23 protein-coding genes are annotated in these 26,050 nt (G+C 45.9%); 16 read left to right on the top strand and 7 right to left on the bottom strand.

The features are described from left to right. Positions 1 to 133: 133 nt before the first annotated feature. The gene (locus IRE19_RS14190) at positions 134 to 955 is read right to left on the bottom strand and encodes a CPBP family intramembrane glutamic endopeptidase (protein ID WP_203340916.1); all 822 of its coding nucleotides are present in this window, start codon (positions 953 to 955) and stop codon (positions 134 to 136) included. Between the two features lie 361 nt (positions 956 to 1,316). On the opposite strand from IRE19_RS14190, the gene IRE19_RS14185 reads away from it, so the two are divergent. Then, on the top strand, positions 1,317 to 1,826 hold the full coding sequence (locus IRE19_RS14185; protein ID WP_191716283.1) for a YfiT family bacillithiol transferase: 510 nt from the start codon (positions 1,317 to 1,319) through the stop codon (positions 1,824 to 1,826). 378 nt (positions 1,827 to 2,204) lie between these two features. Continuing rightward, positions 2,205 to 3,017 carry a TspO/MBR family protein gene (locus IRE19_RS14180; protein WP_203340915.1) on the top strand — a complete coding sequence of 271 codons (813 nt, stop codon included), beginning with the start codon at positions 2,205 to 2,207 and terminating at the stop codon, positions 3,015 to 3,017. Positions 3,018 to 3,089: 72 nt separating this feature from the next. On the opposite strand, the gene IRE19_RS14175 is transcribed toward IRE19_RS14180, so the two are convergent. Then, complete coding sequence (locus IRE19_RS14175) at positions 3,090 to 3,965, bottom strand: YitT family protein (RefSeq protein WP_191716281.1); 876 nt, start codon at positions 3,963 to 3,965, stop codon at positions 3,090 to 3,092. Positions 3,966 to 4,363: 398 nt separating this feature from the next. Here IRE19_RS14175 and IRE19_RS14170 point away from each other — a divergent pair, with 398 nt between their 5' ends. After that, positions 4,364 to 4,912 (top strand): flavodoxin family protein, encoded by a 549-nt coding sequence (locus IRE19_RS14170; RefSeq protein WP_203340914.1) that lies wholly within the window; start codon positions 4,364 to 4,366, stop codon positions 4,910 to 4,912. Between the two features lie 298 nt (positions 4,913 to 5,210). After that, positions 5,211 to 5,990 (top strand): aspartate dehydrogenase, encoded by a 780-nt coding sequence (gene nadX, locus IRE19_RS14165; RefSeq protein ID WP_203340913.1) that lies wholly within the window; start codon positions 5,211 to 5,213, stop codon positions 5,988 to 5,990. A gap of 122 nt (positions 5,991 to 6,112) precedes the next feature. On the opposite strand, the gene IRE19_RS14160 is transcribed toward nadX, so the two are convergent. Continuing rightward, positions 6,113 to 6,817 carry an IclR family transcriptional regulator gene (locus tag IRE19_RS14160; protein WP_203340912.1) on the bottom strand — a complete coding sequence of 235 codons (705 nt, stop codon included), beginning with the start codon at positions 6,815 to 6,817 and terminating at the stop codon, positions 6,113 to 6,115. A 105-nt stretch (positions 6,818 to 6,922) separates the two neighbouring features. Between IRE19_RS14160 and IRE19_RS14155 the strand changes: the two genes are divergently transcribed. The 4 genes from IRE19_RS14155 to IRE19_RS14140 all read left to right on the top strand — a co-directional run bounded on the left by IRE19_RS14155 (position 6,923) and on the right by IRE19_RS14140 (position 12,007). After that, complete coding sequence (locus tag IRE19_RS14155) at positions 6,923 to 8,335, top strand: sodium:solute symporter family protein (RefSeq protein ID WP_203340911.1); 1,413 nt, start codon at positions 6,923 to 6,925, stop codon at positions 8,333 to 8,335. A gap of 1 nt (position 8,336) precedes the next feature. Beyond that, the gene (locus IRE19_RS14150; RefSeq protein ID WP_203340910.1) at positions 8,337 to 9,689 is read left to right on the top strand and encodes a hydantoin-5-propionate amidohydrolase; all 1,353 of its coding nucleotides are present in this window, start codon (positions 8,337 to 8,339) and stop codon (positions 9,687 to 9,689) included. Positions 9,690 to 9,707: 18 nt separating this feature from the next. Further along, positions 9,708 to 10,889 carry a Zn-dependent hydrolase gene (locus IRE19_RS14145; protein WP_203340909.1) on the top strand — a complete coding sequence of 394 codons (1,182 nt, stop codon included), beginning with the start codon at positions 9,708 to 9,710 and terminating at the stop codon, positions 10,887 to 10,889. Between the two features lie 143 nt (positions 10,890 to 11,032). Continuing rightward, positions 11,033 to 12,007, top strand: a complete 975-nt coding sequence (locus tag IRE19_RS14140) for an alpha/beta hydrolase (RefSeq protein WP_203340908.1) — start codon at positions 11,033 to 11,035, stop codon at positions 12,005 to 12,007. Positions 12,008 to 12,080: 73 nt separating this feature from the next. Here IRE19_RS14140 and IRE19_RS14135 read toward each other — a convergent pair whose 3' ends face one another. Next, positions 12,081 to 13,385, bottom strand: coding sequence for an acetamidase/formamidase family protein (locus IRE19_RS14135; RefSeq protein ID WP_203340907.1), 1,305 nt, complete (start codon positions 13,383 to 13,385; stop codon positions 12,081 to 12,083). A 126-nt stretch (positions 13,386 to 13,511) separates the two neighbouring features. Between IRE19_RS14135 and IRE19_RS14130 the strand changes: the two genes are divergently transcribed. Together IRE19_RS14130 and IRE19_RS14125 are read left to right on the top strand one after the other, a co-directional pair. Then, positions 13,512 to 13,712: a hypothetical protein gene (locus IRE19_RS14130; RefSeq protein WP_203340906.1), complete on the top strand. Its 201-nt coding sequence runs from the start codon at positions 13,512 to 13,514 to the stop codon at positions 13,710 to 13,712. Positions 13,713 to 13,932: 220 nt separating this feature from the next. Next, positions 13,933 to 15,465, top strand: coding sequence for a glycine betaine uptake BCCT transporter (locus tag IRE19_RS14125; protein ID WP_191716269.1), 1,533 nt, complete (start codon positions 13,933 to 13,935; stop codon positions 15,463 to 15,465). A 223-nt stretch (positions 15,466 to 15,688) separates the two neighbouring features. Here the strand turns inward: IRE19_RS14125 and IRE19_RS14120 are convergent, their stop codons facing one another. Together IRE19_RS14120 and IRE19_RS14115 are read right to left on the bottom strand one after the other, a co-directional pair. Continuing rightward, on the bottom strand, positions 15,689 to 15,928 hold the full coding sequence (locus IRE19_RS14120; RefSeq protein WP_203340905.1) for a hypothetical protein: 240 nt from the start codon (positions 15,926 to 15,928) through the stop codon (positions 15,689 to 15,691). Positions 15,929 to 15,943: 15 nt separating this feature from the next. Continuing rightward, positions 15,944 to 16,453 (bottom strand): glycine/sarcosine/betaine reductase selenoprotein B family protein, encoded by a 510-nt coding sequence (locus IRE19_RS14115; protein ID WP_203340904.1) that lies wholly within the window; start codon positions 16,451 to 16,453, stop codon positions 15,944 to 15,946. Between the two features lie 290 nt (positions 16,454 to 16,743). On the opposite strand from IRE19_RS14115, the gene IRE19_RS18535 reads away from it, so the two are divergent. Beyond that, complete coding sequence (locus IRE19_RS18535; protein ID WP_203340903.1) at positions 16,744 to 17,262, top strand: YcxB family protein; 519 nt, start codon at positions 16,744 to 16,746, stop codon at positions 17,260 to 17,262. A 123-nt stretch (positions 17,263 to 17,385) separates the two neighbouring features. Here IRE19_RS18535 and IRE19_RS14105 read toward each other — a convergent pair whose 3' ends face one another. Then, positions 17,386 to 18,462 carry a CdaR family transcriptional regulator gene (locus IRE19_RS14105; RefSeq protein ID WP_203340902.1) on the bottom strand — a complete coding sequence of 359 codons (1,077 nt, stop codon included), beginning with the start codon at positions 18,460 to 18,462 and terminating at the stop codon, positions 17,386 to 17,388. A 131-nt stretch (positions 18,463 to 18,593) separates the two neighbouring features. Here IRE19_RS14105 and IRE19_RS14100 point away from each other — a divergent pair, with 131 nt between their 5' ends. From IRE19_RS14100 to IRE19_RS18515, 5 genes are all read left to right on the top strand, one after another. Beyond that, a complete protein-coding gene (locus IRE19_RS14100; protein WP_203340901.1) occupies positions 18,594 to 19,724 on the top strand; it encodes a glycerate kinase in 1,131 nt (376 codons plus the stop codon). Between the two features lie 13 nt (positions 19,725 to 19,737). Then, complete coding sequence (locus IRE19_RS14095) at positions 19,738 to 21,087, top strand: GntP family permease (protein WP_203340900.1); 1,350 nt, start codon at positions 19,738 to 19,740, stop codon at positions 21,085 to 21,087. A 232-nt stretch (positions 21,088 to 21,319) separates the two neighbouring features. Continuing rightward, positions 21,320 to 22,516 (top strand): M14 family zinc carboxypeptidase, encoded by a 1,197-nt coding sequence (locus tag IRE19_RS14090; RefSeq protein ID WP_238943236.1) that lies wholly within the window; start codon positions 21,320 to 21,322, stop codon positions 22,514 to 22,516. 316 nt (positions 22,517 to 22,832) lie between these two features. Further along, complete coding sequence (locus tag IRE19_RS14085; RefSeq protein ID WP_203340899.1) at positions 22,833 to 24,335, top strand: phytoene desaturase family protein; 1,503 nt, start codon at positions 22,833 to 22,835, stop codon at positions 24,333 to 24,335. Between the two features lie 346 nt (positions 24,336 to 24,681). After that, positions 24,682 to 26,028, top strand: a complete 1,347-nt coding sequence (locus IRE19_RS18515) for a M20/M25/M40 family metallo-hydrolase (RefSeq protein ID WP_284700319.1) — start codon at positions 24,682 to 24,684, stop codon at positions 26,026 to 26,028. The last annotated feature ends 22 nt before the right edge of the window (positions 26,029 to 26,050 follow it).

Raw genomic sequence — 26,050 nt, 5'->3', positions numbered from 1 at the left:
TATAAAAAAAATAGTAGGACAAACCAATGCCTTGGTTCGTCCTACTAATCTTAGTATGTTTTTTATGATGTGCTCGGATTATTTAAAGGATTGGTGCTGAAAAGAGGATGGCACGTTTTACTTCATCGCTATTTTATTTCCATAGAACGATGGTTTCTTTGATCCGGTTTTCCAATCCTCGTGCCAGCCGCGCGATGATTACTAGCAGTACTGCCAAACTCACGATCAACACAACAAGATTCGGTGTGCTCTTCGAATACAAATCATTGATATTCGATACCATGAGCCATTGCGGGAAAAATGGATTCATGAAGCTTTGATAGACGGCGATCAGGTTGTTGGCGATATGGAGAAAAATCGGCACGAGCAGATTGCCGGTCTTTAAGTAGAGGAGCGAAGCGACCACCGCGAATAGGAATGCGCCGAAGAAGTTGACGTGGAAAAGGGCGAAAATCATACTCGACAAACCGAGCCCGCTCCAAAAGCCGAATGTTGCCATCAATCGGTTTAAAATCAGTCCCCGAAATACGAACTCTTCTGCGATCGGTGCGATGATCGACAAGATGAAGCTGGTCGCGATTAAGTACCACAAAGCATCAGGGAACGGCTGCGGCGTCAGCGCGAAATTGACCGTAGCGGGAGCGATGGGCAGGAGTGCTCTTAACTGCAGCCAGTAGACACTCATGGAAAATGCCAATACCAGCGCGGTAAGGCCAAAAATCGGCAATACCCACTGGAGGATGTTGCGGAAGAAAACCAGTTGGCGCAGTTTGACGCCCCGGTTTTTAAAATGATAGCTAAGAAATGACACAGGCAAAACGATATAGAAAATCAATTGAAGTGCGACACTGATGAGGAGCACGTTTTGTGTAGCCTGCAGTATGATGAAAATCGCCACAATGAATGCACCCGCCATCCAGCCGTGTACAAATCGGGATCTTTTTTCCTCGAACATCCTCAACGCCGCCTTTCGTTTCAGGTTGCAATCGATAGATACCATGAAAAATATAAATGATTTCGCAATATGCTTTTGAGAGAAAATTATTATTAAGTCAAATTAATAACTTTAATTTATTTTAATAATAGCATGGCTTTAGACTTTAAAAATATTTATCCGACTCTAAATGGGCGATAAAAAAGTTCTGTAGTAGAAGAACCTTAAATTTGTTTTGCTTGATCTCGTAAGCCCAAACAACAAAAGGATAGATTGGCGGTTTTCGTATCTGGACTGTTGGTTTACAAAATTAGGTTCCATTGGTATATTGAGCGTGAATGCGATAGTCCGCAAATACGAATAAGGAAAAGAGGTTGGAAGAATGGATGTAAAATTCCCTATTGGAAAATTAGAAGTTCCTGAAAACGTGAAAGCTGAGCATATCGAGGAATGGCTCGGGAAAATCGGAAATTATACCGTGCGGTTGCGGGAAGTGGTCGATTCTTTGAGTGAAGAGCAATTGGGCAAAAAGTATCGGGAGGGCAGCTGGACAGTTCGTCAGCTTGTGCATCATATTGCAGATTCCCAACTCAATATGTACCAGCGCCTGAGACTGGCTTTGACGGATGACAACCCAACGGTTCCCGCTTTCAATCAGGAAAAGTGGGCGGAACTTCCGGACAATGAATTGCCGGTGGAAAGCTCGATCCGCATCCTGGAAGGGCTGAACGAACGGATTGTGGCACTTGGGCAGCAACTGGATGAAAAGCAATTGGACCGTGTCTTTACCCACGAAACGAACGGTGAAATCAGTGTCGCTACCAAACTGGCGAAACTCTGCTGGCATGAAGAGCATCATTTTGAGCATATCAAGATCGCTTTGGGAAAATGAGTTGTTCCTTTATTTCAATCGACATTAAGGCTGAATAAGGAATGGGCATTTACGTGATTCCGCACAAGAGCTGAAAGCCGCTAAACAACTCTAATCGAATGCTTACGCAAACGAAAATTCATATTCTTAACTTTCCACACCTGAGGCAGTACACTATCGGGTGTGTTTTTTTATTCATGTGATGACATTCAAGGTTCTGAAAAAGAATGCTCGTCCCTATTTTCATTTCTTTTACGGCGAACAGTTTTAGGGATTAACCAATTAGGGAAGAGAGAATGTAGAAGGCTTGTATAACGAATAGTTACTGTTGACTGGATTCGGCTGTGTAAAGCACAATTCACGGAACAATAGAAAAAACGACTGAAAGGGTGCGTTAGGATGAATGAAAGTACGGTGAAAAAAACAACGATCTTCACCATAGTAAATTTGGTTTTATATTTTTTGACGCTCGGCGTTAATTACCTCGGTTCTTCCGGATTTTTCAATGGCCAAAGCCAAGGAGATATCTCCGACCAATACTTGACGCTGATTTCCCCAGCGCCTTTTACGTTTTCGATTTGGGGCGTCATCTATAGTCTGGTGCTGATTACGCTGGTCTATATGTTTATTAAACGGAAAGATGCAAAAGTCAGCAAGTTGGCCTTGTTGATCACGCCATGGTTTGTCTTACTTTCGCTGTGCAACATGGGTTGGATCATTGCATTCTCTTATGAGCGATTGGGCATTTCCACGGTTTTGATCATCGGCATGTTGTTCTCATTGCTCGTCATCATCGGGAAAATCTATACGCATCGTTTTGAAGTTCCATCGACGCTTGCAGGACTGAGCTTCACGTTCTATTGTGCATGGGTGACCATCGCGACCGTCGTCAATGTCTCGTTGCTTTTGGTTCAGCTGGAATGGAACGGTTTCGGCATTTCTTATTCAGTTTGGACGCTGATCATCTTGGCGGTTGCTGTCGCATTTGTCCTCATTTACTTGAAGAAGTATAAAAATGCGGCCTATCCACTGCCTTTGGCATGGGCGTTTTTCGGAATTTATGGTTCGTATGCGAGCGGGCGGGTCAATCCGGAATTAGCAACGACCATCCAAGGCTTTTTGATTGCCGGTATCGTGATTTTTCTGATTGCGGCAATCTGGAGATTCATTAAGAACGGAAACTCTCTCTTCTTGAGACATTCGGATCAATAAAGTTTTTAAAAATAAAAGCAGACACAAAAGCTCTTTTTCGGAGTTTTGTGTCTGCTTTTTCTTTCTGCCCAATTAATGAATATCCCGTTTCCTGAAACTTCCGCCCCGAACTTCGGCTACATCGTAAACTGCGACGAATGCGTTCTTGTCAATTTCAAAAATGATTTCTTTCATTTTGCTGTCTTCCAGCCGATTGATGATGCACGTAACTTCTTTATACTGTTCGTTGGTGTAGGCACCTTTCACGAAACTGTAAGTGGCATTGCGTCCAAGCCGGTCGTAGATGGTCTGGACAAGCAATTCCGGTTCTTGCGAAATGATTTTATACGTCTTGGATCCGCTGAAACCTTCTTCAACCAGATGGATCACTTTAGAGGCAATGAAATAGGCGATTCCTGAAAGAAACGCGCCTTGCAGGCCGAACACAAAGGAGACGACAATAAAGACAAAGATATTCAGGAACAAGATCATGTCACTTGTCCCGAATGGCAATTTGCGTGAAAGCAGCACGGCCAGCATATCGATGCCATCGAGCGCCCCGCCGTTGCGGAGTGCAAGGCCCATGCCGAAACCGATGATGATCCCGCCGATCACCGTAACCAATAAGGTGTCTCCTTCAATGATGGTCGGGATGTGGTGCATAATTGTTGTTGCGTAAGCAAGGGAAGCGATGCCGATGATGGAGTAGATGGCAAAGCTTTTTCCAATCTGCTTATAACCTAAATAGACGAATGGAATGTTCAGTACAGCAATCAGCAAGCCAAGCGGTAAGCCGAATAATTGGGAGCCGACGATGCTGAGGCCTGTGATTCCGCCGTCTGAGACATTGTTCGGAATCAAGACAGCTTCAAGGCCGTACGCGGTGATGAACGCACCGATGATGATGGGCAATGCCCGTAATATCACTTTTGCTTTGTTCGCTTTTCGTTTCGTGTCTGGTGCAGTCATTTTAATCCTCTTTCCTATCGTTTCATGATGGTAGTTTTTCTCTCTAACTATTTAAATATAATCCTTTTATTGTTATTTTAGTAGAGTGAATTTGAAAAAACGCAATCTGGTACAGATAAAATCCCAACGAATCTTTGTTCAATAGGGAAAGAGAAATTCTGGTGGATGTCGATGAAATATGGTTTTTGCCATCGTATTTGATTGGTTTGTATTGTGAAGACGTTAGATTGACAGAGTCTTGAAATTGTACTATTATGACTTTGAATTTTATAAGAGATTACCGGTTTTATTAGGAATAAATGCACTCTGCCAAAAAACCTTAAAGCCAAATTTTCGGAAGAGACTAAGCCGCCAGCCAGCCATGGTTCCTCAATGCCAAATACTTAGGAGGTTCTCCCATGAAATCGTTAATCGTCTATTATTCCCACTCAGGAAATAATGAAAAACTGGCAATTGAACTGCGCGACAGAATCGGCTGTGACATGTATGAAATCAAAGAGAAAAAGAAACGGAAAGATTTGGCCATCCTTATGGATTTCCTGGTGAAGCGCAATTCGCGCTTGGCTCCGTTGGATTTTGATGTCAGCGACTATGGACCGATTATTCTCTTGGCACCTGTGTGGGCAGGAAAAGTTGCCGCACCGATGCGGACATTCATCCAAATGGAAAAAGACAAGTTAACGGATTATTCCTTTATCACCTTATGCAGTGGTGCAGCTGGACAGCGGGAAAAAATAGCAGCCGAACTATCCGCTCTGACGCCGCAAAAACCAACAGCAGTTGCTGAACTGTGGATCAACAACCTGCTTCCGGAAGAGCAGCGTAATAAGATCAAGTACGCCACCAACTTCCGCGTTGAAAAGCAGCATCTGCAGCAATTTAATGAAGAAATTCAATTTTTTATTGAAATGGCCTTGCATACCCGAAAAGAAAAGGTGCTCCTGTAAAGCAACAGACTGTAGACCCGAGTCGTTTAATCGAGTGGGTATACAGTCTTTTTTGGCTATAGAGAGAAGCAGATAGATAATGGAGATTGACCGCAAAGTTACAGGTGAAAATGAAAATGCTTTCTGTGAATGAAGGAATTCGGTTACGGTAAGAATAGAATATAAGAAAATGCCATCTTTAAATATGTGAAGATGGCATTTCTCTGTTTAAGGGTATAGGGAAGTATGCACAGTTTTATGGATCAGCGAGAAGGGGGAGGCAGAAAGTTTTCGCCTATTTACGTAAGGAGGGCCAATCATGGATATTGGAATCATCGGAACCGGCAATATTGCTACGTATTTATTGGAACAAGTGAACCATAACGGGCTGGCGAACGGAAGAATAACCGCAGTTTTTGGGCGCAACGAGGAGGCAGGCCATCGGTTGAGTGAACGGTTTCAAGTCGATTTCTATACAGATCTTCAAGCATTCTTGAAATTGCCGCTTGATATCGTAGTGGAAGCAGCTACTGTGGAAGCGGCCAGCCTCTATCTGAAAGATGTGGTGGCTCATAAGAAAGACCTCGTTGTCAGCAGCATCGGGGTGTTTAAAGAAGCTGCTTTTTTTGAAGAATTGAAAAGTCTGGCGGAGTCTTCGGGTACGTATATCTATTTGCCGTCCGGTGCCATCGGTGGGCTGGACATCCTGCAATCGGCCAAAGCGGCTGGCGGCTTGGAACGGGTCCAAATCACGACCAGAAAATCACCCGCTTCGCTTGGCGTGGAAGCGGACGAAGAGAAAGTGATATTCGAAGGATCCGCATATGAAGCCGTCGGGAAATTTCCGAAGAACGTCAATGTGGCACTGGTGCTTGCGATTGCTGGAATCGGTGTCGACAAGACAAAAGTGCGTATCATCGTCGATCCGGCCATTGAACAAAATACCCATATGATCGAAGCGGAAGGTGAATTCGGGAAGATGCAGCTGCAAGTCGAAAACAACCCGATGCCAAGCAATCCGAAGACGAGCCTTCTTGCGGCATTGAGCATTCTGGCCGTTCTGCAGAATAAAGATTCCGCGTTGAAGATCGGGAACTGAAGATAAGCAGATGGGCAGTGAAGGCAGACTTCCTACGGATCGTCTTACTTGCCATTCATTGAATTCATAGCAAAAGACGTCTCCTGCAAAGCCAATAATGGCTATGCTGGAAACGTCTTTTGTTATTCCATCATCAAAGAAATGTCTGCAGCCGCTTCTTTCAAACGATAGATATACTCTTCTATTTTGTCTTCGTTTATCCGGAAATCCGGTCCCGCAATAGATAGGCCACCAAGTATATATTTACCTCCCCGAAGAATTGGGGCAGAGATGCCGATGGCGCTCTCGTCGACTTCGGAATTAGTCAGTGAGTATCCATTCTTTCTGATTTCAGCCAATTCCCGCTCCATTGTTTCTTTATCTGATGGGGAAGAGGCGGAGTTGATTAGAAATTGCTGGTGTTCTTCAGCTAAATAGGCCAGCAGGATTTTGGAAGAAGCTCCTCTGAAAATATCGAGAACTTGCCCTTCTTCGTAGGAGTATCTTAGGTTGTGCTTGCTTTCCAAATGTGCCAACACGACTACTTTAGAACCTTTGACTGCGGTCAGGTTGATGGATTCGCCTAAATCGTCACTGAGTTCCTGCATGATCGGCAATGCTGCCTCAATTAGCGAGGAGAAGGAATTTTCTTTAACGCGTGAAATTTCATCGACCAGCCACCCTGGTGCATAAAGGCCCTTTCCTACTGTTTCCAAAAGTCCTGCTTGAAGCAGTCCTTTGATTTGGCGGTATAAGGAACTTCTGGGGATACTGGTTTCAGCCAAAATCTTATCGATATGAAGTGGCGAACTGTTTGTATGGAAAAGCTGCAAAATTTGAAAGCTCATCTACCCACTCCTAACAGTCCCATAATTCGAGACATTTTATTTGTCTTAATATTCTTTATAATATACGATTCCACATAATAAATCAAAGCACAAAGGGGTTAATTTATGAGCACAAATGTAATTTTGTTTCTAACTATCGGGATTGTGTTGTTTGGGATTGTTCTTTTTTCTTATTTTTTGGGACGAAAAAAACAAGGGATTGAAAATTGGTATGTAGGAGGCCGTTCACTTCCGCTTTATGTTCAAATCGGCACTCAGTTTGCGACGGTCATGGGAGGCGCTGTAATTGTTGGTCTGGTGGGAACGGCCTATTCGAGCGGTTGGTCGACGTTAACGTATGGATTGTTGACCATGATTGGTTTTATTCCGTTCCTGTTTATGGCGAAATGGCTTCGAAATAGTGAGTTTGAAACAATGCCGGATATCATCAAAACAATTTATGGAAACCATCCGGTTTTATCTGTCTTAACGATTTTGAGTACCTTGATTGTTCCGTTCGGGTGGATGATTACACAGCTCGTCGGTTTCGGAAAGATCTTCTCGACCATTACTGGGGTGGATGCATCACTGATGGTAACGATTTTTGCGGTCATCAGTTTGGCATTTGTCTTGCCTGCAGGAATGACTTCAGTGGCTTGGACAGATTTTATCTTCGGTTGTGCGATGGCTGTCGGAGCTATCGTTGCTTTCTTCATGGCGATGGATATGGGCGGTGGGTTCCAAACCATCATGACAAATACACCAAACGAGATTTCGGATTTTCCTAGCGGGCTTGTCGGTGTGGGAATGGGGACAGTGCTGTTTTGGGTATTTGGAGTCATGCCAGGAAATTTGACCAATCAGCAATTATACCAGCGTATATTCTCTGCAGATAACTCAAGAAACGCGACCATTTCCATTGGTGTAACCGCTCTATTGTTTGCGCTTGCAACATTTTGGTCGTCTACAATTGGTTTGACTGTACGTTCTCTTAATCCTTCTTTGGATAACCCTGAAAATGCGACTGGTTGGTTTTTGACCCAGACACCAAGTTGGTTTTTGATTATGTTTGCTGTATTCATCGTGGCCACAATCATGTCTACTTTGAGCAGTGCGGTCCAATCAGTCGTTGTGACTATCACGAAAGACATTTACACAAATTACGTTAATCCAAAAGTGGAAGAAAAGAAACTGGTTTCGGTATCACGAATCGTATCAGTAGTTGTCTTGGCATTGGCGGTTTCGCTGGCAAACTTCTATCCCCAGGCACTCAGTTGGATCGTCGCGTCATTCGCCTATTCGGTATCGGCATTGCTCGTTCCCATTCTGGGAGGGTTTATCCTGAGAGATAAGAACGTCTTGGATCATCGTGCCGGAATCGCCAGTATTGTCATGGGAATAGCAGGTTCTGGAATTGCCCATTTCCTTGGTTCAGACTTGTATGTCCTATATGGCTTGATTGCATCAATGGTGGGGTTAATCGCATCGTATATCGTTTTATCGGTCGCGAACACATCCACGAAAGTGAAGGAGAATTAAAATGAAATTCGAAAAAGTAATCAAAGGACATATTGTGGCACCTAATGAAGATTTCTTAGGTGAAATTGGAATAAATAGTGGAAAGATAAGCGGAATTTCAAAGACAACAGGTGTGCTTGAAGGGGAAGATGTTCATGATTACGGAGAAAACTTCATATTCCCTGGATTTATCGATGCCCACGTCCATTGCTACAGCAATCCAAATGAAGGAATCAAACAGGCTTCTTTTGCAGCGGCGAAAGGCGGAATCACAACTTTCCTGGATATGCCGTATGATTTGCCGGTCCCAGTAGCGAATGCCGAAGTGCTGAACAAGAAAATCGCAATCATCAATAAAGAGTCCGTAGTTGATATCGCCTTATGGGGAACAATTCCAAAAGAAAATGGCACAAAAGTAATCGATGAGTTGGCGGATGCCGGAGTGGCAGCCTTTAAGTTATCGACCTTTGAAACCGATCCATATCGTTTTCCGAGAATCGCGGACGCGGATATTTTGGAAGCAATGAAGAAAACGGCGGAGCGAGATTTGGTCATCGCTTTCCATGCTGAAAATGATGAATTGCTGACACGGTATATCGAAGAAGCCCAAACGAACAATCAGTTGAAACCGATTTACCACAATTTGACCAGACCACCAGTGACAGAAACGACTGCGGTCATCAAGTTGCTGGATATGGCTTCCTGGACAAATGCAAAACTGCATATTGTCCACGTCAGCCATGGGAGAAGCTTGGATTACATCAATTGGTTCAAGCAGCAGGGAACCAATGTCACAGCGGAAACTTGCTACAATTACTTATTGTTGACTACGGAGGATCTGAAGAAACACGGTCCTAAAGCAAAAATTAATCCACCTCTGCGACAGCCTCAGGAAGTGGCGGAACTTGAAGGCTATTTGCTCGATGACAGCATTGACTTTATTACATCTGACCATGCACCGTGGCAAAAAGCGGATAAGTCAATCGGTGATGACGATATCTTCAAAGCGAAATCAGGAACTCCGGGTCTGGAAATCATGATTCCGTTGCTGTTTGATTATTTAATACGGAGCAAGGAGCTGTCTGTAAGCCACTTTGCTGATTTGCTGGCACTCGCTCCTGCCAAGCGTTTCAATCTACTCCACAAAGGATCAATTGAGTTGGGGAAAGACGCTGATATTACGGTTATTAAAAATAATACAGCATGGGAAATAGATGAAAATAACTTTCTCTCCGTATCTGATGTTTCGCCTTACCATGGCCATCAAGTAAACAATCAAATTGAAGCGACATTTGTCAGAGGACAAATGGTGTACTCCGCTGAGGTGGGTGTGAACGAGCGTGCAACTGGCCGTTTTGTTAAACCAAACGAATGATTGGAGATGTAGCAGGAAATGAAAGTGAACAATCAACGATTAATGGAACTCTTAGCTGAAGTGAATCAAATCAGCTCAGACGGTGAAGGCATTACTCGTCTGGCTTATACGGAACAAGAACAAACAGCTTTGGACTGGTTCATTGAAAAATGCCGGCAGTATGCTATCCGAACGCATCGTGACGCCATCGGTAATGTATTTGGAACTATAGGGCCGGAAAGTGGGAACGGTATTCTGATCGGTTCGCATTTGGATTCGGTCAGAAATGGAGGCGAATACGATGGGGCATTGGGTGTGGTTGCGGGATTGGAAGTGTTAATCACATTGGCGGAGAGCGGAGAACCATTGGACAGACCTGTAACAGTTGTGGCTTTCCGTGGTGAAGAAGCCAATATTCTGGGCGGCACATTTGGAAGCCGTGCATTTTGTGGACAAATTCAGTTTGACGATGATTTTATCCAAAGGCTGGCCAATACACCATTTACTCTTCAGCAAGTGAAAGAAACAGCAGGTACGGAACATTACAGTAATTATTTGGAGCTTCATATCGAACAGGGTAAAAAATTGGAAGTCAGCAGTACGGATATCGGAATCGTCCACGCGATTGCTGGAATCAAGCGGCTTGACGTCACGGTTCATGGAGAAGCTGCGCATTCGGGTACTATGGGGATGAATGAACGGGATGATGCGTTGATCAGCACAGCGAAGATTCTATTGGAGTTTGAACGAATCGTTAAAACATTCGGCGAGCCGAACGTTGGAACAGTGGGAGAATTGGCTGTTCACCCGAATTTAGCCAATGTGGTGCCGGGACAAGTTGATTTCACGCTCGAAATCAGAGGCACAGACATCAAAATGATGCGTGAAATTGCGGACCGATTTTCAAGTTACGCAACTGTCCATCACAAGGTGACGATCAATCCGAATATCGAAAAAATCCCTTCTGACCTATCGGAAAAATTAATTGCGACAACCAAACAGGTCTGCAAAGAAACTGGAGTGGATTACCAGGTGATGATGAGCGGAGCCAACCATGATGCCAACTCATTGGCAGCGGTTATGGATTCAGGCCTCATCTTTATTCCTTGCCTTCATGGCATCAGCCACAACCCAAAAGAATATGCAGCTCCCAGTAATATTGAAAAAGGTACCAATGTACTACTGGGAAGTGTTTTGAAGTTGGCTGCGGAATTAAACTAGTGGATTTCATGTCTCAGCATCCCACCACATTCGAAGCGGACTTCGAATGTGGTTTTTATTTTTCAAACTTTTTAATTTGAAAAATTTGGCTTACTATTTAAGAAATATGAAAGAAATGCAGATTGTTTGAAAGGGGAGAAAACATGAAATTTTCGTGCGCAATGGTCAATAAGCAATTGAGATTCAAAGGGATGCTGCTGGATAAGTTGGTAACGAAATCGTCGGAAGAGGCGTTTATCCAGTCGATGCACAATTCGAAAAAACAGATGGATAAACGGTTTAAAGGGAGAGACAAGGAAGGCTTGGTGTGCAGCGAAGAGTGGGTGAGCCGCGGAGATGGTTCTTCTATTCGTGTACGAATCTATAAACCGCTCCGGCGGGTGAAGAATATACCTGGAGTCTTATGGATTCACGGCGGCGGTTACGCGCAAGGAGTTCCGGAGATGAGCGACGACTTGTACAAGCGTTTGATCGACACAAGCGACTGTGTCATTGTGGCACCGGATTACCGGCTGTCGATCGACGCGCCTTATCCGGCAGCGCTGGATGATTGTTACAAAGTCCTGTTATGGATGAAAGCCCATGCAAAAGAACTGGGAATTCGCGACGATCAGCTGATGGCAGGAGGCGAAAGTGCGGGTGGTGGATTGACGGTTGCACTGGCATTGCTTGCGCGTGATAGAGGAACTGCAAATCTGGCATTCCAGATGCCGCTTTATCCAATGCTCGATGACCGGATGCTATCGGAATCCGCACGTGACAACAACGCCTATGTGTGGAATTCAGACACGAACCGGTGGGGCTGGAAATTGTATCTTGGTGAATTGTTCAACAAAGATGTGCCCATCTATGCCGCTCCCGGTCGTGCAGCGGATTACCGCAACTTGCCGCCAGCTGTCACGTTTGTCGGAGACATCGAGCCGTTCCGTGATGAGACGATCCAGTATGTCAATGATTTGAAAGCTGCCGGTGTTCCTGTCGACTTCAGAATGTACAGAGGCGCATACCATGGCTTTGACATCATCAGTCCAAAAGCAGACATCAGCAAGGCGGCAAGGGACTTTTTGATGGAATCTTTCAAGTATGCGGCTGTACATTACTTTGCGCCTCAACGTTAATCAACTAGGGGAGATTGTGGCTATCTTATAATAAAAATAAACCGCCATTCCTTTTCCGGAATGGCGGTTGTTTCTATTGTCCGTATTGGGTTTTTACCAGCTCCAGCAGATCGGTTTTGCTGAGGTATTTTTCGGGAGCCAGGAAGGTCACGGTGACGACGCCCGGATGGCGGCCGATTTCAATGGCGCCGGTGATGGTCGAACGGTTCATGATTTCAGGAACAGTGACGCCGAAGAAATCTGCAGCTCGCTGGAGTCCATTTTCCGTAGCATCGTTCAAGTTCGGCCCGGATCCGATAAAAGACACCGGATAGGATTCTTCGATTTTGGTGACGTTCCAGGTGTCTGCAATCTGCTGGGCGGATTGTTTTTCCACTGCGGTGAAAGGTTTCGCCGTGTACGGCAAGTCTTCAACGTTCGGCAGCAAGATCGGTCCTTTTATGTTCAAGCCTTTCAGCACATGAACCTGGAGGTGGGCGATGCCCGAAACGTCTGCAGTGTGGCCAGCGATTTCACCGTCACCTTGCATGGCGTGCATATCGCCGAGGTAAACACCGCCGCCGGGAACTTTCACCGGACAAATCAATACAGCGCCGGCACGCACCCGGTTGACGTCCAGATGGCCATCTGTCCGGTGGGTTTCCAACTCTTCCTGTGTGCTCTTGTAATCATGTGCAGCACCTACCAGAAAAGAACCGAAATCGCCGGCGTTGTGGGAATCGGGGGTCGGGCGTGATGGTGTGGTCCCTAATTGGCCAAGAAATGGCCGCATGCGTGCCATCGTGCCGACTAAGTCGTGCGGTGCGAACGTCACCACTGGATTCTGAACGGAAGCTTCGGGTGTTTTCATGAACGTCCGTCCAGCTTTCGCAATGGTTTCGGCAGCTTCCTGAGGCAAGGTCAAGCCGACATCGCCTTTTTCACCGAAAAAGATGGTATAGCCATTGGTGAAGACAAAAGGAGTCGCATCCGCTCCGCAGTTAGCACAGCGTATGGCTTCCATGCCGATGCCTTTGATGACAGTTTCCGGATTTTTTGTGCCGCATTCCGGACACTTGGCGGCTACGTAGCCATCGCCGTCTGCGCGGTCTTCGATCATTTGGTCGTTGCCGGAAGCCGTGGCTTGTGAAGTTACGGTAATGGATTGAATCCGGATGGCAATGGCATCTCCGGGTTCAGCCCCTTCTACGTAGACGGGCTTGGTCACTTCGTGGCCGCCTTTAATGCTTGGCGTAATCATCGGTCCCCAACAGCCCGGCGCCGTATTGGCGATGATCGTTCCGCCGTCTTTTACTGGTCCCAGCATTTCTTTTCCGGGATCCAGAATGCCATCTACAAAATGATTCACGAATAATGTCTCAACCGCTGTTTTATTCACAAAAATCCTCCTCTTCCCTTAAATTGTCTGACTACTTGAATTATAGTATGTGGAAAACATCTTTAATAGTTTTCAGCTTCGGCATGTACCGTTTTCTGAAAAGAGCTATAAAGGAGGTGCTGCCTAATGATGAAAATATTCGTACTGTGTTTAGCTTGTTTCTTTGGAATTTCAGGTCTGTGGTTAGCGTGGATTAATCTACATCTAGTGGGTGGGGGTGAAAGTGAGGCGGAAATCATGTATAATGGTCTGATGGCTCGTTACAAAAACATGGGAAAGATCACGGGAAGAGTGGTTTTGGCTGACAAATGCCATTCGCTTCCGTGATGAAAAAGCAGGGAGACAGACCGGTTTAACAGGTGTTAGGAACAACTAGTTAAGTGGAAAACTGTCCGGTCCGTTAGCTGGCCGAAACAGTTTACAAGGGTTAAATACGATTGCTTCTTCAAAAAAAATAAGAGTTATATTGGTTTTTGCATGTATACATATGTTGTCCAATGGAAGTAAACCCGCCGCTAATAATTTAAGACGGGAGCTATACGTTAAGATGAAAAAAGTTTCAGGAGTATTTTTTAGTTCAGTGGCTATCATGTTGGTGCTTGTTTTGTTCGGTATCACCATGCCGGATACACTGGAAAAAGTAACAGGCAATATGCAGGCGTTTATCACGACGCATTTTGGCTGGTATTATTTATTGGTTGTCACGTTTTTTGTAGCAGTTTGTGCTTATTTCTTATTCAGCCCAGTTGGCCGGATCAGACTTGGGAAACAGGATGAAAAGCCTGAATTTTCACGCCCGACTTGGGTTGCGATGATTTTCAGTGCCGGTGTCGGCATTGGATTGATTTTTTACGGTACAGCTGAACCACTCAGCCATTTTGCAATCAGTTCACCAACGGGAATCACGGGAACCGAGGAAGCCGCAAAAGACGCCATGCGGTATACGTTTTTCCATTGGGGCATCCACGCCTGGGCGATTTATGGGATTGTCGGACTGACCGTTGCTTACTTTACGTTCAGAAAAGGCGAACTCGGCTTAATCAGCAAGACATTGCGCCCGCTATTAGGCGATCGTGTTGACGGATTCGTCGGAAAAGCGATCGATGTCATCGCTGTGGTGTCAACCGTAATTGGGGTAGCGACTACCCTTGGCTTCGGTACCGCGCAAATCAACGGGGGCTTGACCTACTTGTTTGGCATTCCAGCAAGTTTCTTGATGCAGCTTGTCATCGTACTTGTGCTGACGGTTTTGTTTTTGGTTTCAGCATCAACCGGTCTGAGCAAAGGAATCAAGATTCTAAGCAACGCCAATATGGGATTGACGGCTGTCCTGTTTGTTTTTGTATTGATTTTTGGGCCGACTTTATTAATTATGAATTTATTCACAGACACGCTTGGTGCGTATGTCCAGACATTCGTCAATATGAGTTTCCGCTTGGCTCCGTTCAATGAAGAAGGCCGCGAGTGGATCAATGGCTGGACCATCTTCTATTGGTCTTGGTGGATTGCCTGGTCACCGTTTGTCGGTATTTTCATTGCCCGGGTTTCAAGAGGCAGAACCATCCGGGAATTTGTCGTTTACGTCTTGTTGATTCCTTCGCTTATCGGGTTTATTTGGTTCTCGACATTTGGGACAGCAGCAATTTCAGGAGAAAATACGGGTGCTGTGGCTCTTTCCTCATTACCGACTGAAGCTTCGCTCTTCGGTTTGCTGGAGCAGTATCCATTCAGTTTAGCGTTGTCGATTTTGACCATTCTGATCATCATCACTTTCTTCGTCACATCTGCCGATTCAGGCACTTATGTTCTGGGAATGATGACGTCGAATGGATCACTTTTCCCGAGCGTTCGAATCAAATTGATTTGGGGCTTTTTCCTTTCTACTACAGCGCTTGTCCTTCTCTATTCGGGAGGGCTGCAGGCATTGCAGAATACCATGATCATTGTGGCTTTCCCGTTCTCCATGGTTATTGTTTTGATGACTTTCAGTCTGATCAAAGCAGTCAACCTGGAAGCGAGAGAAATGGGTATTGGCCAGTTGAAAAAGAAAGAATCCAAAAAAGAAGTAAAAGTTCGATAAGAAAGAAGGAGTTTGCAGTGTACGATCTCCCAAAAGACACGTTGACGAGCTGAACATTTGGTCTGTTGTCTCTCTTCCTGCTTATTACTCTTTCATTGGTGAAAATTGAATCATAAAAAAGGGGATACCAACGACTCAACGAGTTGTGGGTATCGCCTTTTTTGTTGAAACGTATTTGGAAGAGGAGACGAAGTTCATCAACTGGAACTGCATCTCCTCTTCTTTATGATTTGTCCTGGTAGATAGCTCTTGTACCAGGAGGCAGAGTCAACAATTCCAGCAATTGATCCACCACTTTTTTTCTTGTCTCAAAGTCGAAAGGCTCGCCGCATGGACGGCCCATTTTAAAGGGAACATAGAGCGTGCGCGGAGCTCCGACTTTGTCCGTGATTTCCGGGAACAAGGTGACCATCGCGGTTGGAATATGTGAAACTTCTAAAGCCCGGGCATACAGCCCAAGCACGTTATGGCAAGATCCTCAGCCAGGCACCAGAAGTGCTGCATCAATGCCTTCGTTATTGAACAGTTCGACCACTTTTGGAATGAAATCTTTTTCGGCTATGGCCGTATCCAGAATGCCGCCGTTCAATCCAATGTTCACATTGGAAGCCACGCCAACCTTTCCATCCGCTGCTGCTTTTTTCAGCTGCTGGAGCGGAAACACGATGGACGGATCGGTTTTGGCGAACTTTGTATCGATATAGATATGCGTCACTGTCAGTTCCTGTTCGGTGACGTCATTGGGGATGAGCCGAAACGAAGGGTCTCCGGCCGGGTTGTCCACGTCAAACGGTTCGTCCGATTTCAAGTGGACGCCAGCAGTCGAAACAAGTGCCACTTTACACTGAGACAATGGCTTTTGCAAAAAGGCTTCGGGCAGACTTTTGTTTTCTTTCATATGGTTCATGGTGAATTTCTGGTAGGCCTTCGTGAAATTACTTGAAAATGTCCGTGACAGCTTCGATTTGACTTGTGTCTTCATTTTCATGATCAGCCATTCCTCCAGTTTCATTCGTTTACTGGATAGTATTCGCTGGCTTCTCGGAAATTCCTTTAAGATTTTTGTGATTTTATTGCGTGGCCATACAGCTGCTGTTTTTCTTCACCGTTTAGATCCATTTTCATGAAATGAGAAGAGTGGAAATAACATAAAAAAGTAACTGGAAATGTGTTAGGAATTATTTCCTGCTATGTTACTATTAGACTGTGTAAACGAGTCAGCTGGTGTTGAGGTGAAGACTTGGAAGCAGATCTGAAAAGTGGAAGGGAGCCGGACAGGTGGAGTTCAACTACAATATATCCGAAGAGGCCTATCTGCAATTTAACGACTACTATGCAAAGAATTCAGAGACAGTGAAGAAATCGTTGATGATTCAACGAATAACAGTACCGATCATGTATTTGGTGATGGCCGTTTTTTTGTCTTTTGTATTGGATATGCCGGTTCTCTTTTTAATGATTCCGTTCTTTATTCTTGGGGTTTTATGGGCTGTTTTTTATCCTGCTTATTTCTATCGCCTGATCCGGCGCAATGCCCGGAAGATGGTTCGAGAAGGGAAAGGTGAAGGGATATTGGGAGACCATACAATGATTTTTACCGAAGAGGGCCTTCGGGAAATCAGTTCTACAGGTGAAAAAATGCAGTCTTGGTCAGGAATCGAAAAAATAGGCGAAGACCCATCCAACTTTTATTTATTCAATAGTGGAATGTCTGCTTATATTGTATCTAAAAATAAGATGGATGATGTTGATGGCGTCAGAAGATTATTGCATAGCAAGATTACTAAAAAAGTGTAAGTCCTATACTCATCCACTAAATGTCATGTATCGATACAGTGGCAGCTCCCCCAACAAAGCAGCCCGGCAGATGATTCCATCCGCCGAGCTGCTTTGTCATTTAAAAGAAATCGATAACCCGCTTTAGCTTCTTAGCGCCAATGCCAAATACATAGCGACCGCGTCTTTGAACTCCGACGGGTCCAACCCGGTAATGTCCCGGATCTTTTTCAGGCGATAGCCCAAGGTATGGCGGTGGATTTTTAAGCGGTCAGCGGTTTCACCCTGGCTTTGATTAGCGGCGAAGTAGGTGGTCAGTGTCTGGCATAGGGATTCGTTCAATCCTGCAAGAATTCTGCCGGTGAATTTGGCGACTTCATCTTCGGGATTCCGTTTCAACAGCGCCAACAATTCCACATCTTCGTAATAAATCAATTGCTGGCCGGGGGTTCCGAAATCCAGGGCATTCCGCGCTGCCAGGTAAGAAGTCCGGACATCGAATATGCTGTCGACCATAATGCCGACGCCGATTCTGCCCGGTGCGTTCTTTTGCAGAAAATGAAGCATATTGTATAGTTTGGCTTCCAACTCGGATGGATTGTCATTTGCCACCAACAGGAAAATTTCATTGAGTTGAGAATGGCCAGCGACAACGGCATGTCCTGAAAATTGTTCTTCCAGCTGTTCGATAATCCGATGGTAAAGGGAAGGCATTTTCTTCAGTTCAATCAGTAATGTGACAAATGAAATCTTGCCTTCCAAGCCCATTTGGAAAATCCGTTCATGCACAGCGGCGGACAAGGGCTTGCCGCTGGTCAGTTCATCGAATATCAACTCGTTGCGTTTTCGGTTCCATTCGACATGGGAAGTGATGAGGGATTGGTGGACCATCATTTCCGTCGTCAATTGGACCAGCGTTGAAATCTCCTGGAGTTCTTCCGGCTTGCCGGTGATGCCGATGACCCCGACTAATTTTCCTTGGAAGTGGATTGGCATATTGATGCCCGGTTTCACGCCGTGCCAATTGTTTAAATCCTCTTCTGCGATGGATAATGTCTCACCGCTTTTGGCTACATTCGCGGCGCCTTCGTGAATCTTTTCGATTCGTTCGGCTTCGCCTGAAGCCAAGATCATGCCATTGGGGTCCATGACGTTCAAATTGCGGTTCAGGCGGATCATGGTTTGTTCGACGATTTCTTCGGCTAACTGTTTTGTGATCATAACTTCTCCTCTATGTATATTTATTCTAACTATTCCGCCAAAAATATATACATCAAGTATAATGTATCTCCCTGACCTTTTCATTATAATTTTATGTAAGCGCTTTAACAGAATGGCAAGGAGGTTTTGCAGTGAAAATCATAGTAGCACCCGATTCATTTAAAGGCAGCTTGTCTGCAACAGGCGCGGCTCAGGCAATGGCGGCAGGAATCCATGAACTGGACAGTGGAGTAGACGTGGTTCTGCTGCCTGCAGCCGATGGCGGTGAAGGGACGATGAACACGATGGTGGAAGCGACTGGCGGAAAATTGGTCGCTAAGCAAGTCGAAGATCCGATTGGAAGAACAATTTCTGCAAGCTACGGGATTTTGGGCGATGGCAAAACCTGTGTGATTGAAATTGCGGAAGCGTCCGGATTGCCCTTACTTAAAAAACATGAACGGAATCCGCTCATCGCTTCTTCTTATGGCACGGGCGAATTGATTCGGCATGCATTGGACGCTGGTTTTAGGAGCTTCATCATCGGACTCGGCGGCAGTGCCACAAACGACGGCGGTGCCGGGATGCTCGAGGCACTCGGCATGAAACTGTTGGACGAGAACGGCAAGGCATTGGCACGCGGCGGAGGGGAACTTGGGCGACTGGTGACACTGGATCGTTCTGGATTTGACTCGCGCATTGCAAAAAGCACATTTCTGATTGCTTCTGATGTGGAAAATCCATTGGTCGGTGAACACGGAGCTTCTGCGGTATTCGGACCGCAAAAAGGAGCGACTTCTGAAAATGTTCGGCAACTCGATGGCAACCTGCGAAATTTTGCAGACATCACCGAAAGGCTCACCGGCGTGAAACTCCATGATAAAAAAGGAGCCGGTGCAGCAGGAGGTGCCGGTGGTGCGATGCAGGCGTTTTTCGCAGGGGAGATGAGGCGCGGCGTCGATGTGGTGTTGGAGGCAATTTCGTTTCAGCGCTATGTGGAAACAGCCGACTTGATCATCACAGGAGAAGGCAGAACAGACAGCCAGACCTTATCCGGCAAAACACCTTTTGGCATTGCAGAAGCTGCGAAAACAGGGGGCAAGCCCGTAATCTTAATTTCCGGGATGGTCGACCGCCGAAGCCTTGTCTTGCTGAAACCGTATTTTACCGAAATCCACTCGGTGGTGGGCGGTGACATAACGGCGGAACAATCGAAAAAAGATGCGTTCCGCCAGTTGAAACACAAAACACACAAGGTCGTTGAAACGTACCTGAAAAAATAAAAGGGGTGTTGAGATGTTATTCGTGATTATTGCTATAAGTGTTGTATTGGTTGTGTTGTTGACAGCCGTATTGAAACTCCATCCTTTCCTGTCCTTATTGATCGGCGCATTCTTCATGGGAATCGCCTCCGGCATGCCGCTTGCGGATGTCGTACTCAGCGTCAACGAAGGCTTTGGCGGATTGATGACCAGCATCGGGATCGTTATCGTCGCCGGTACCATCATCGGTGTCATTTTGGAAAAATCCGGTGCTGCTTACCGGATGGCGGAAGTGGTTTTGCGCCTGATCGGAGAAAAGCGGCCGCAGCTGGCTATGTCGATCATCGGCTTTATCGTTTCAATTCCTGTTTTTTGCGATTCTGGATTCATTATTTTATCAAGCTTGAAAAAAGCCTTGGCGAAACGTGCGAAAGTGTCGATCGCTTCCATGTCAGTAGCGCTTGCCACCGGTTTGTATGCGACGCATACATTGGTGCCGCCTACACCTGGGCCGATTGCAGCTGCCGGCAACATCGGTGCTGAAAATTACTTGGGAACAATTATTCTGATTGGTTTGGTTACCGCGATTCCTGCGACAATTGTCGGTTATTTCTGGGCAGTCAAAGTCGCTTCGAAAATCGAAGTGCCGGAAGATACCATCAAAAGCGGAGATTTGAGCTATGAAGAAGTCATCAAATCCTTTGGGGAAATGCCTTCTACATTTAAAGCCTTCCTGCCGATTGTGCTTCCTGTCGTATTGATTGGAGCAGGTTCGATTGCCAGTGTCCTTGGCGGAGAAGATTTGTTGACCAATATTTTGAAGTTTTTAGGATCACCAACTGTAGCTTTATTGCTTGGTGTATTTGCGGCTTTCTTCTTGCTTCCGAAATGGAACGAAGAAACCTTGTCTGGTTTGGTTGGACAAGGGCTGGTCAGCGCAGCACCGATCTTGTTGATTACAGGAGCTGGTGGAGCATTCGGCCGTGTCATCACGAATTCGGGCGTGGCAGACGTCATTTCAGGAATGGACCTGTCTGCACTGGCAGGCGGTTCGGTGTTCCTGCTGATTCCATTCTTCATTGCTGCAGCATTGAAGACAGCTCAAGGGTCTTCAACGGCAGCACTTGTCATCACGTCGACTTTGGTTGCGCCTCTTTTGCCTTCACTTGGCGTTGAAGGGGCAGTGCCGCTTGCGCTTGTCGTCATGGCTATCGGAGCCGGTGCGATGACGGTGAGCCATGTAAACGACAGCTTCTTCTGGGTCGTTACACAGTTCAGCGGAATGAAAGTGACGGATGCGTATAAAGCCCAAACTGCCGCTACGTTGCTGCAAGGGGTAACAACAATCGTCTTCACGATGATTTTATGGACGATTCTTGTGTAAATAATAGTAAGTGTATGCGAAACCATCTTTCTTTGGAAAGGTGGTTTTTGTGTGGCATTATTTAGTGGGCCGAAGTATTTACCTTGTTCTATGCCTATTGATGCAGAAATATGAAAGTGGATAAAGCTTAAATGATACTAAAGAATTGAATATTCTAAATATATTTACTATTTTTTATTTTATTGCTATGCTATTTTCCAGTTAAGTAAAACAAAAGAAGGAGTGGGTGTTTTTGAAGAGAAGATGGGCGAGTACGGTTGGGGTATTAGGGTTATGTACGGCATTAGCGATGCCGGTGTATGCGGTTGAAAATGAGGCGAAGCCTGCACAGCATCACCATGATAACAGCATCTCTGGATTTATCGACTATCAGGAGCTGCAAAAAAGCTTGAAGCAAATTGAATCCAACAGTAAAGGGACCGTCCTAGTGAACGTAGCAGGACAATCGCATGAAGGCCTGGACATCTATACCGCGCGCGTTGGAACCGGGGACAAGGTTCTTTTAGTGCAAAGTGAAATCCACGGCAACGAAAAAACGGGTACGGTCGCTATTCTTAACTTGCTGAAAACCTTGTCCAACAACTCGAAACAGTCAAAGGCAATCCGCGAAGAAGTGACGATCGTCTTCATGCCGATGATGAATCCCGATGCGTCGGAAGCGGATAAACGCCGCAACAGCCTGACGTGGAACGAAGCGCTTGAAAGTTTCCCGCAGCTTGCAGGGGCATCGCCTTCATGGAATTATTTGGACCGCGGCATCAGCCAAAGTTATGATTACGGTGCGAATCCAGGGTTTGACGTAAACCGTGACTTCAACCCGGACCTTGATTACGTGCCGCAAGCACAGGATTTTCCGGGAGCATCAAACCAACCCGGCTGGTTCATCACACCCGAAGCTCAAACTTCCCGTGACGTCTATAAATCCTTGCAAGATGAATTCGGCAACGTAGATGTCTTTGTCGATTTGCACCATCAAGGGCTTTACTATGTCGATGGCACTGCTGATCCTGTAACGCTTTCCCTGTCGGCTCAATTCGTACCGGATCCATCCACTCCGGAAGGCGCGAAGTATGCCGAGTATGCGGATAGCTACGATTACGATTTCTCAAGACAATTGAACTTGCTGGCATACAATGAACTTCAGTCTTACGGCCAGTCGAAATTCACTAACATCTCGCTTTATTCGCAAGGCTTGGATCTGCCAGGAACCGCGCTTGGCACCTATGCATTGAATGGCAGCGGAACGGTGCTCTTTGAAGTTAGGGGACAGACGCAAAGCCTTGGGCAAAAGGAAAAAGGGCAACTGGTCAAATCGGTTGAACGCGGCTTATCCGGAATTATTGAAGGCGTTGCAGACGGCTCAGTTGATCAACTGGATCCGGAAGCGTACGAAGACATTCCGCTGACAGCTTACCAGCCGGCATTTTAATCTTGGCGCCACCCACCTGTTCTTCCTTTTTGGAAAAGTAGGTGGGTTTTTGTGTGCGGTGATTTTCTGTATGGGCTATTAAAGGAAATAAATAACCCGATATGCTATCTTGAAAGTAGCGTATAATTATTATACAAAGTCTATACAAAACAGGTTTTTAAAGCATGAAGTCAGGGAATTAGAAGGATTATGACTATATTTTGAAGAACTTTAATCTAAGGGCATCATGAGGAACATAAAGGCTCGTATGCGTAAGTGAATCTGCTGTGATGCAGATCTGTTAAAAAATACAGTAGAACAGAAGGGCGGCACATGTATGATGAATCCTGGTAAATCCGTAATCGTGATCGGCGGCGGCCTCGGCGGCTTGTCCGCAGCGATTTCCCTGGCACAAAAAGGGTACGCGGTTTCTTTATATGAGAAGAATGAACACATCGGCGGAAAAGTAAATCGCTTAGAGCAGGATGGCTTTGGTTTTGACTTAGGACCGTCGATTTTAACCATGCCGCATATTTTTGATAAATTATTCCAAGGCAGCGGCAAGCGGATGGAGGACTATGTGCCGATCCAGCGCCTTGAACGGGAATGGCGTTCTTTCTTCCCAGATGGCACGGTGCTTGATTTGTATCATGACCTGCGCTTGATGGAACAGGAGAATCCGGCCCTTTCCAAAAAGGATATGAAAGAGTATTATGCGTTGTTGAAATACGCGCAACGCATCTATAAAACAACGGAACACAGCTATTTGAAGGAAGGCTTTGAGTCGCCGCGAGAGGCAGTTGCGCAAAACGGAATCCTCGCGACTTTGACCGGATTCGACTTGACGTCGACCATGTACAGCGCCATTTCCAAACGCATCAGCAATCCGCATCTGCGCGACATGCTGTCCTACTACGTCAAATACGTCGGTTCATCTCCGTACAGTGCGCCGGCAGTGCTTAACATGATGATTTACATGCAGCATGCACAGGGCTGCTGGTACGTCAAAGGCGGAACGCATAAGCTGGCAGAAGGCCTTGAGCGTTTGGCAAGAGAAGAAGGCGTCCAAATTCACACAGGGGTGGGCGTGGTCCGGGCCCATACCAATCAAAACAAACAAATCGCAGGCGTTGAACTGGCAGACGGTTCATTTAAGACTGCCGATTATTATGTGTCGAACATGGAAGTCATTCCGTTCTATCAAAAGATGGTGGATGCAGACAAGAAGTTTGTTGCGAAACTGGTGGATAAATACGAACCTTCAAGTTCGGGTCTGGTCCTGCATCTCGGCGTCAAGAAAACCTATCCATTCCTGAATCACCACAATTTCTTCTTTTCGGAGAACCTGCATGAACAGATGGACAAAGTGTTTGAGAAGCACGAACTTCCGGACGACCCGACAATTTACTTGGTCAACGTCAACAAGACCGATCCAACACAGGCGCCCCCTGGGCATGAAAACATCAAAATCCTGCCGCATATCCCGTATATCCAGGACAAGCCTTTTACACCGGAACAGTACCGGCAGTTTGAAGAACGCGTGCTCGATAAATTGGAACGCATGGGACTGGAAGGATTAAGGGAGAATACTGTTACGCGCGATGCCTGGACACCGCATGATATTGAACGCGTTTACGGTTCGGATCGCGGAGCCATTTACGGCACCGTTTCCGATAAAAACAAGAACGGCGGCTTCAAACACAAAAAACAAAGCGAACTCTACGACAACCTGTATTTTGTCGGGGGTACTGTCAACCCAGGAGGCGGCATGCCGATGGTGACGCTCAGTGGCCAGCAAGTAAGCGATAAGATTGTGAAGCGGGATTTGGGGAAAAAGTAGAAAGATTTCAATGTCCGGGCAATTGACATGCTCATTGATTTGCGAAGAAAAAATAAAGGCAAAAGCAGCACTTTGGAGATCATTCCACAGCGCCGCTTTTGTCTTTTTTTGTTTTAATGAAGCCTTCATGCAAAGAAAGGCCGACAGGAATCCATGGTATTTTTGTAGGTGTTTTAAAAGAAAATTACTGAAAATACAAGATTCGATACAGTTCTTTTGGTTTGTTTATCAGAAAATTCAGGTACTTTATTCCTTATTTGTTTTTTAAGGAAGGATTTATCCAAGATGGAAAGGAATAACTGTTATGGCTTAATAAGAGCCGACCATCACAAAGGGGGAAGGGAATTTGAAAAATGTGAAGTTGAAAACCACGTTTTTATCCGCTCTACTTGTTACATCGAGCCTTTACATGGCTCCTGCCGGTGTTTTCGAACCGGCAAAAGCGGTAGCAGCACCCGGACAAAGCGCGGCAGCGTTTGATCAGAAAGTCATTAACCGAATCAGTGCAGACCGGATGTATGAAGATGTCTATCATCTGACAGAAACGATAGGGCCGCGTGTGGCAGGTACGCCGGCAGAGAAAGAAACAGCTGATTTTATTAAAGAGCGTTTGTTGTCCTACGGATACGACGTCGAGATTCAGGAGTTTGCCATCAGCGACACGGTACTTGGCCATTTACAGACTGATGCAGGAAATGAAGTGCTTGTGAATGTTCCAGCTGGATCCGCAGCGACAGCCGATACCGGATTGACTGCCTCTTTATATGATGGCGGCCTGGGGTATCCGGAAGATTTCAGCACAGAAGCTGTTGGGAAAATTGCCCTCATTTCGCGTGGTGGAATCCCATTTGCAGAAAAAGTGAATAATGCTTACGCAGCTGGAGCAGTTGGTGTATTGATCTACAATAACATCGATCAGCCTGGGCCAATTAATCCATCACTGGGTTCTGCAGCTGTGCAGATTCCTGTTGGAGGCATTACAAAAGCGAGTGGAGAAGCATTGCTTGCCGATGTTGAAGCTGTTGGAGGCAATGTGACACTGACCGTTTCGGCGATTGAAAATGCCACGTCCCAGAATATCATTGCGACCCGTACTCCGAAGAAAGGTGGAGGGGATGGGATTGTCCATGTGACCGCACATTATGACAGTGTTCCTTTTGCGGCTGGAGCAAGTGACAATGCCTCTGGCACAGCCACAGCTCTGGAAATTGCACGGGTCTTGAAAAGCTATCCGATTGATGAGGAAGTGAGATTTGCTTTTGTGGGAGCTGAAGAAATCGGGCTTGTCGGTTCACGCTATTATGTGTCGCAGCTGAGCCAAGATGAAATTTCCAGAAGCATCGGGAATTTCAATATGGATATGGTTGGAACTTCGTGGGAAAATGCAACCGCTATTTACATGAATACTTTGGATGGCCAACCGAACATTGTTTCAGAAACAGCGGCGGCCACTGGTAAACGAATCGGTACCCCTTCTGAACTCATTCTTTATCAGCGAGGGGCATCAGATCATGTTCCATTTTATGAAGCAGGCATCGCGGCTGTAAACTTTATTCGCCGGGAACCTGGAACCGCCAATTTAGAGCCTTATTATCATACACCGCTCGATACGATTGAATTTGTCAGTGCAGAACGGCTGAAAGAAGCAGGAGATTTGGTGGGGGCTTCTGTCTACCAGCTAATCAAGAAATAAAACCAGGAAATGGAGCGATGAT

Origin of the sequence: Planococcus beijingensis, assembly GCF_016820615.1 — a bacterium.
Lineage (GTDB): Bacteria > Bacillota > Bacilli > Bacillales_A > Planococcaceae > Planococcus > Planococcus notacanthi.
The sequence above is the reverse complement of the archived record's forward strand: the minus strand, read 5'-3'. Positions and strand labels throughout refer to the sequence as shown.

Bases quoted from the DNA above. Each gene is read 5' to 3' on its own strand.
- IRE19_RS14190 (WP_203340916.1), bottom strand. From the start codon at position 955: ATGTTCGAGGAAAAAAGATCCCGATTTGTACACGGCTGGATGGCGGGT.
- IRE19_RS14185 (WP_191716283.1), top strand. From the start codon at position 1,317: ATGGATGTAAAATTCCCTATTGGAAAATTAGAAGTTCCTGAAAACGTG.
- IRE19_RS14180 (WP_203340915.1), top strand. From the start codon at position 2,205: ATGAATGAAAGTACGGTGAAAAAAACAACGATCTTCACCATAGTAAAT.
- IRE19_RS14175 (WP_191716281.1), bottom strand. From the start codon at position 3,965: ATGACTGCACCAGACACGAAACGAAAAGCGAACAAAGCAAAAGTGATA.
- IRE19_RS14170 (WP_203340914.1), top strand. From the start codon at position 4,364: ATGAAATCGTTAATCGTCTATTATTCCCACTCAGGAAATAATGAAAAA.
- nadX (WP_203340913.1), top strand. From the start codon at position 5,211: ATGGATATTGGAATCATCGGAACCGGCAATATTGCTACGTATTTATTG.
- IRE19_RS14160 (WP_203340912.1), bottom strand. From the start codon at position 6,817: ATGAGCTTTCAAATTTTGCAGCTTTTCCATACAAACAGTTCGCCACTT.
- IRE19_RS14155 (WP_203340911.1), top strand. From the start codon at position 6,923: ATGAGCACAAATGTAATTTTGTTTCTAACTATCGGGATTGTGTTGTTT.
- IRE19_RS14150 (WP_203340910.1), top strand. From the start codon at position 8,337: ATGAAATTCGAAAAAGTAATCAAAGGACATATTGTGGCACCTAATGAA.
- IRE19_RS14145 (WP_203340909.1), top strand. From the start codon at position 9,708: ATGAAAGTGAACAATCAACGATTAATGGAACTCTTAGCTGAAGTGAAT.
- IRE19_RS14140 (WP_203340908.1), top strand. From the start codon at position 11,033: ATGAAATTTTCGTGCGCAATGGTCAATAAGCAATTGAGATTCAAAGGG.
- IRE19_RS14130 (WP_203340906.1), top strand. From the start codon at position 13,512: ATGATGAAAATATTCGTACTGTGTTTAGCTTGTTTCTTTGGAATTTCA.
- IRE19_RS14125 (WP_191716269.1), top strand. From the start codon at position 13,933: ATGAAAAAAGTTTCAGGAGTATTTTTTAGTTCAGTGGCTATCATGTTG.
- IRE19_RS14115 (WP_203340904.1), bottom strand. From the start codon at position 16,453: ATGAAAATGAAGACACAAGTCAAATCGAAGCTGTCACGGACATTTTCA.
- IRE19_RS14105 (WP_203340902.1), bottom strand. From the start codon at position 18,462: ATGATCACAAAACAGTTAGCCGAAGAAATCGTCGAACAAACCATGATC.
- IRE19_RS14095 (WP_203340900.1), top strand. From the start codon at position 19,738: ATGTTATTCGTGATTATTGCTATAAGTGTTGTATTGGTTGTGTTGTTG.
- IRE19_RS14085 (WP_203340899.1), top strand. From the start codon at position 22,833: ATGATGAATCCTGGTAAATCCGTAATCGTGATCGGCGGCGGCCTCGGC.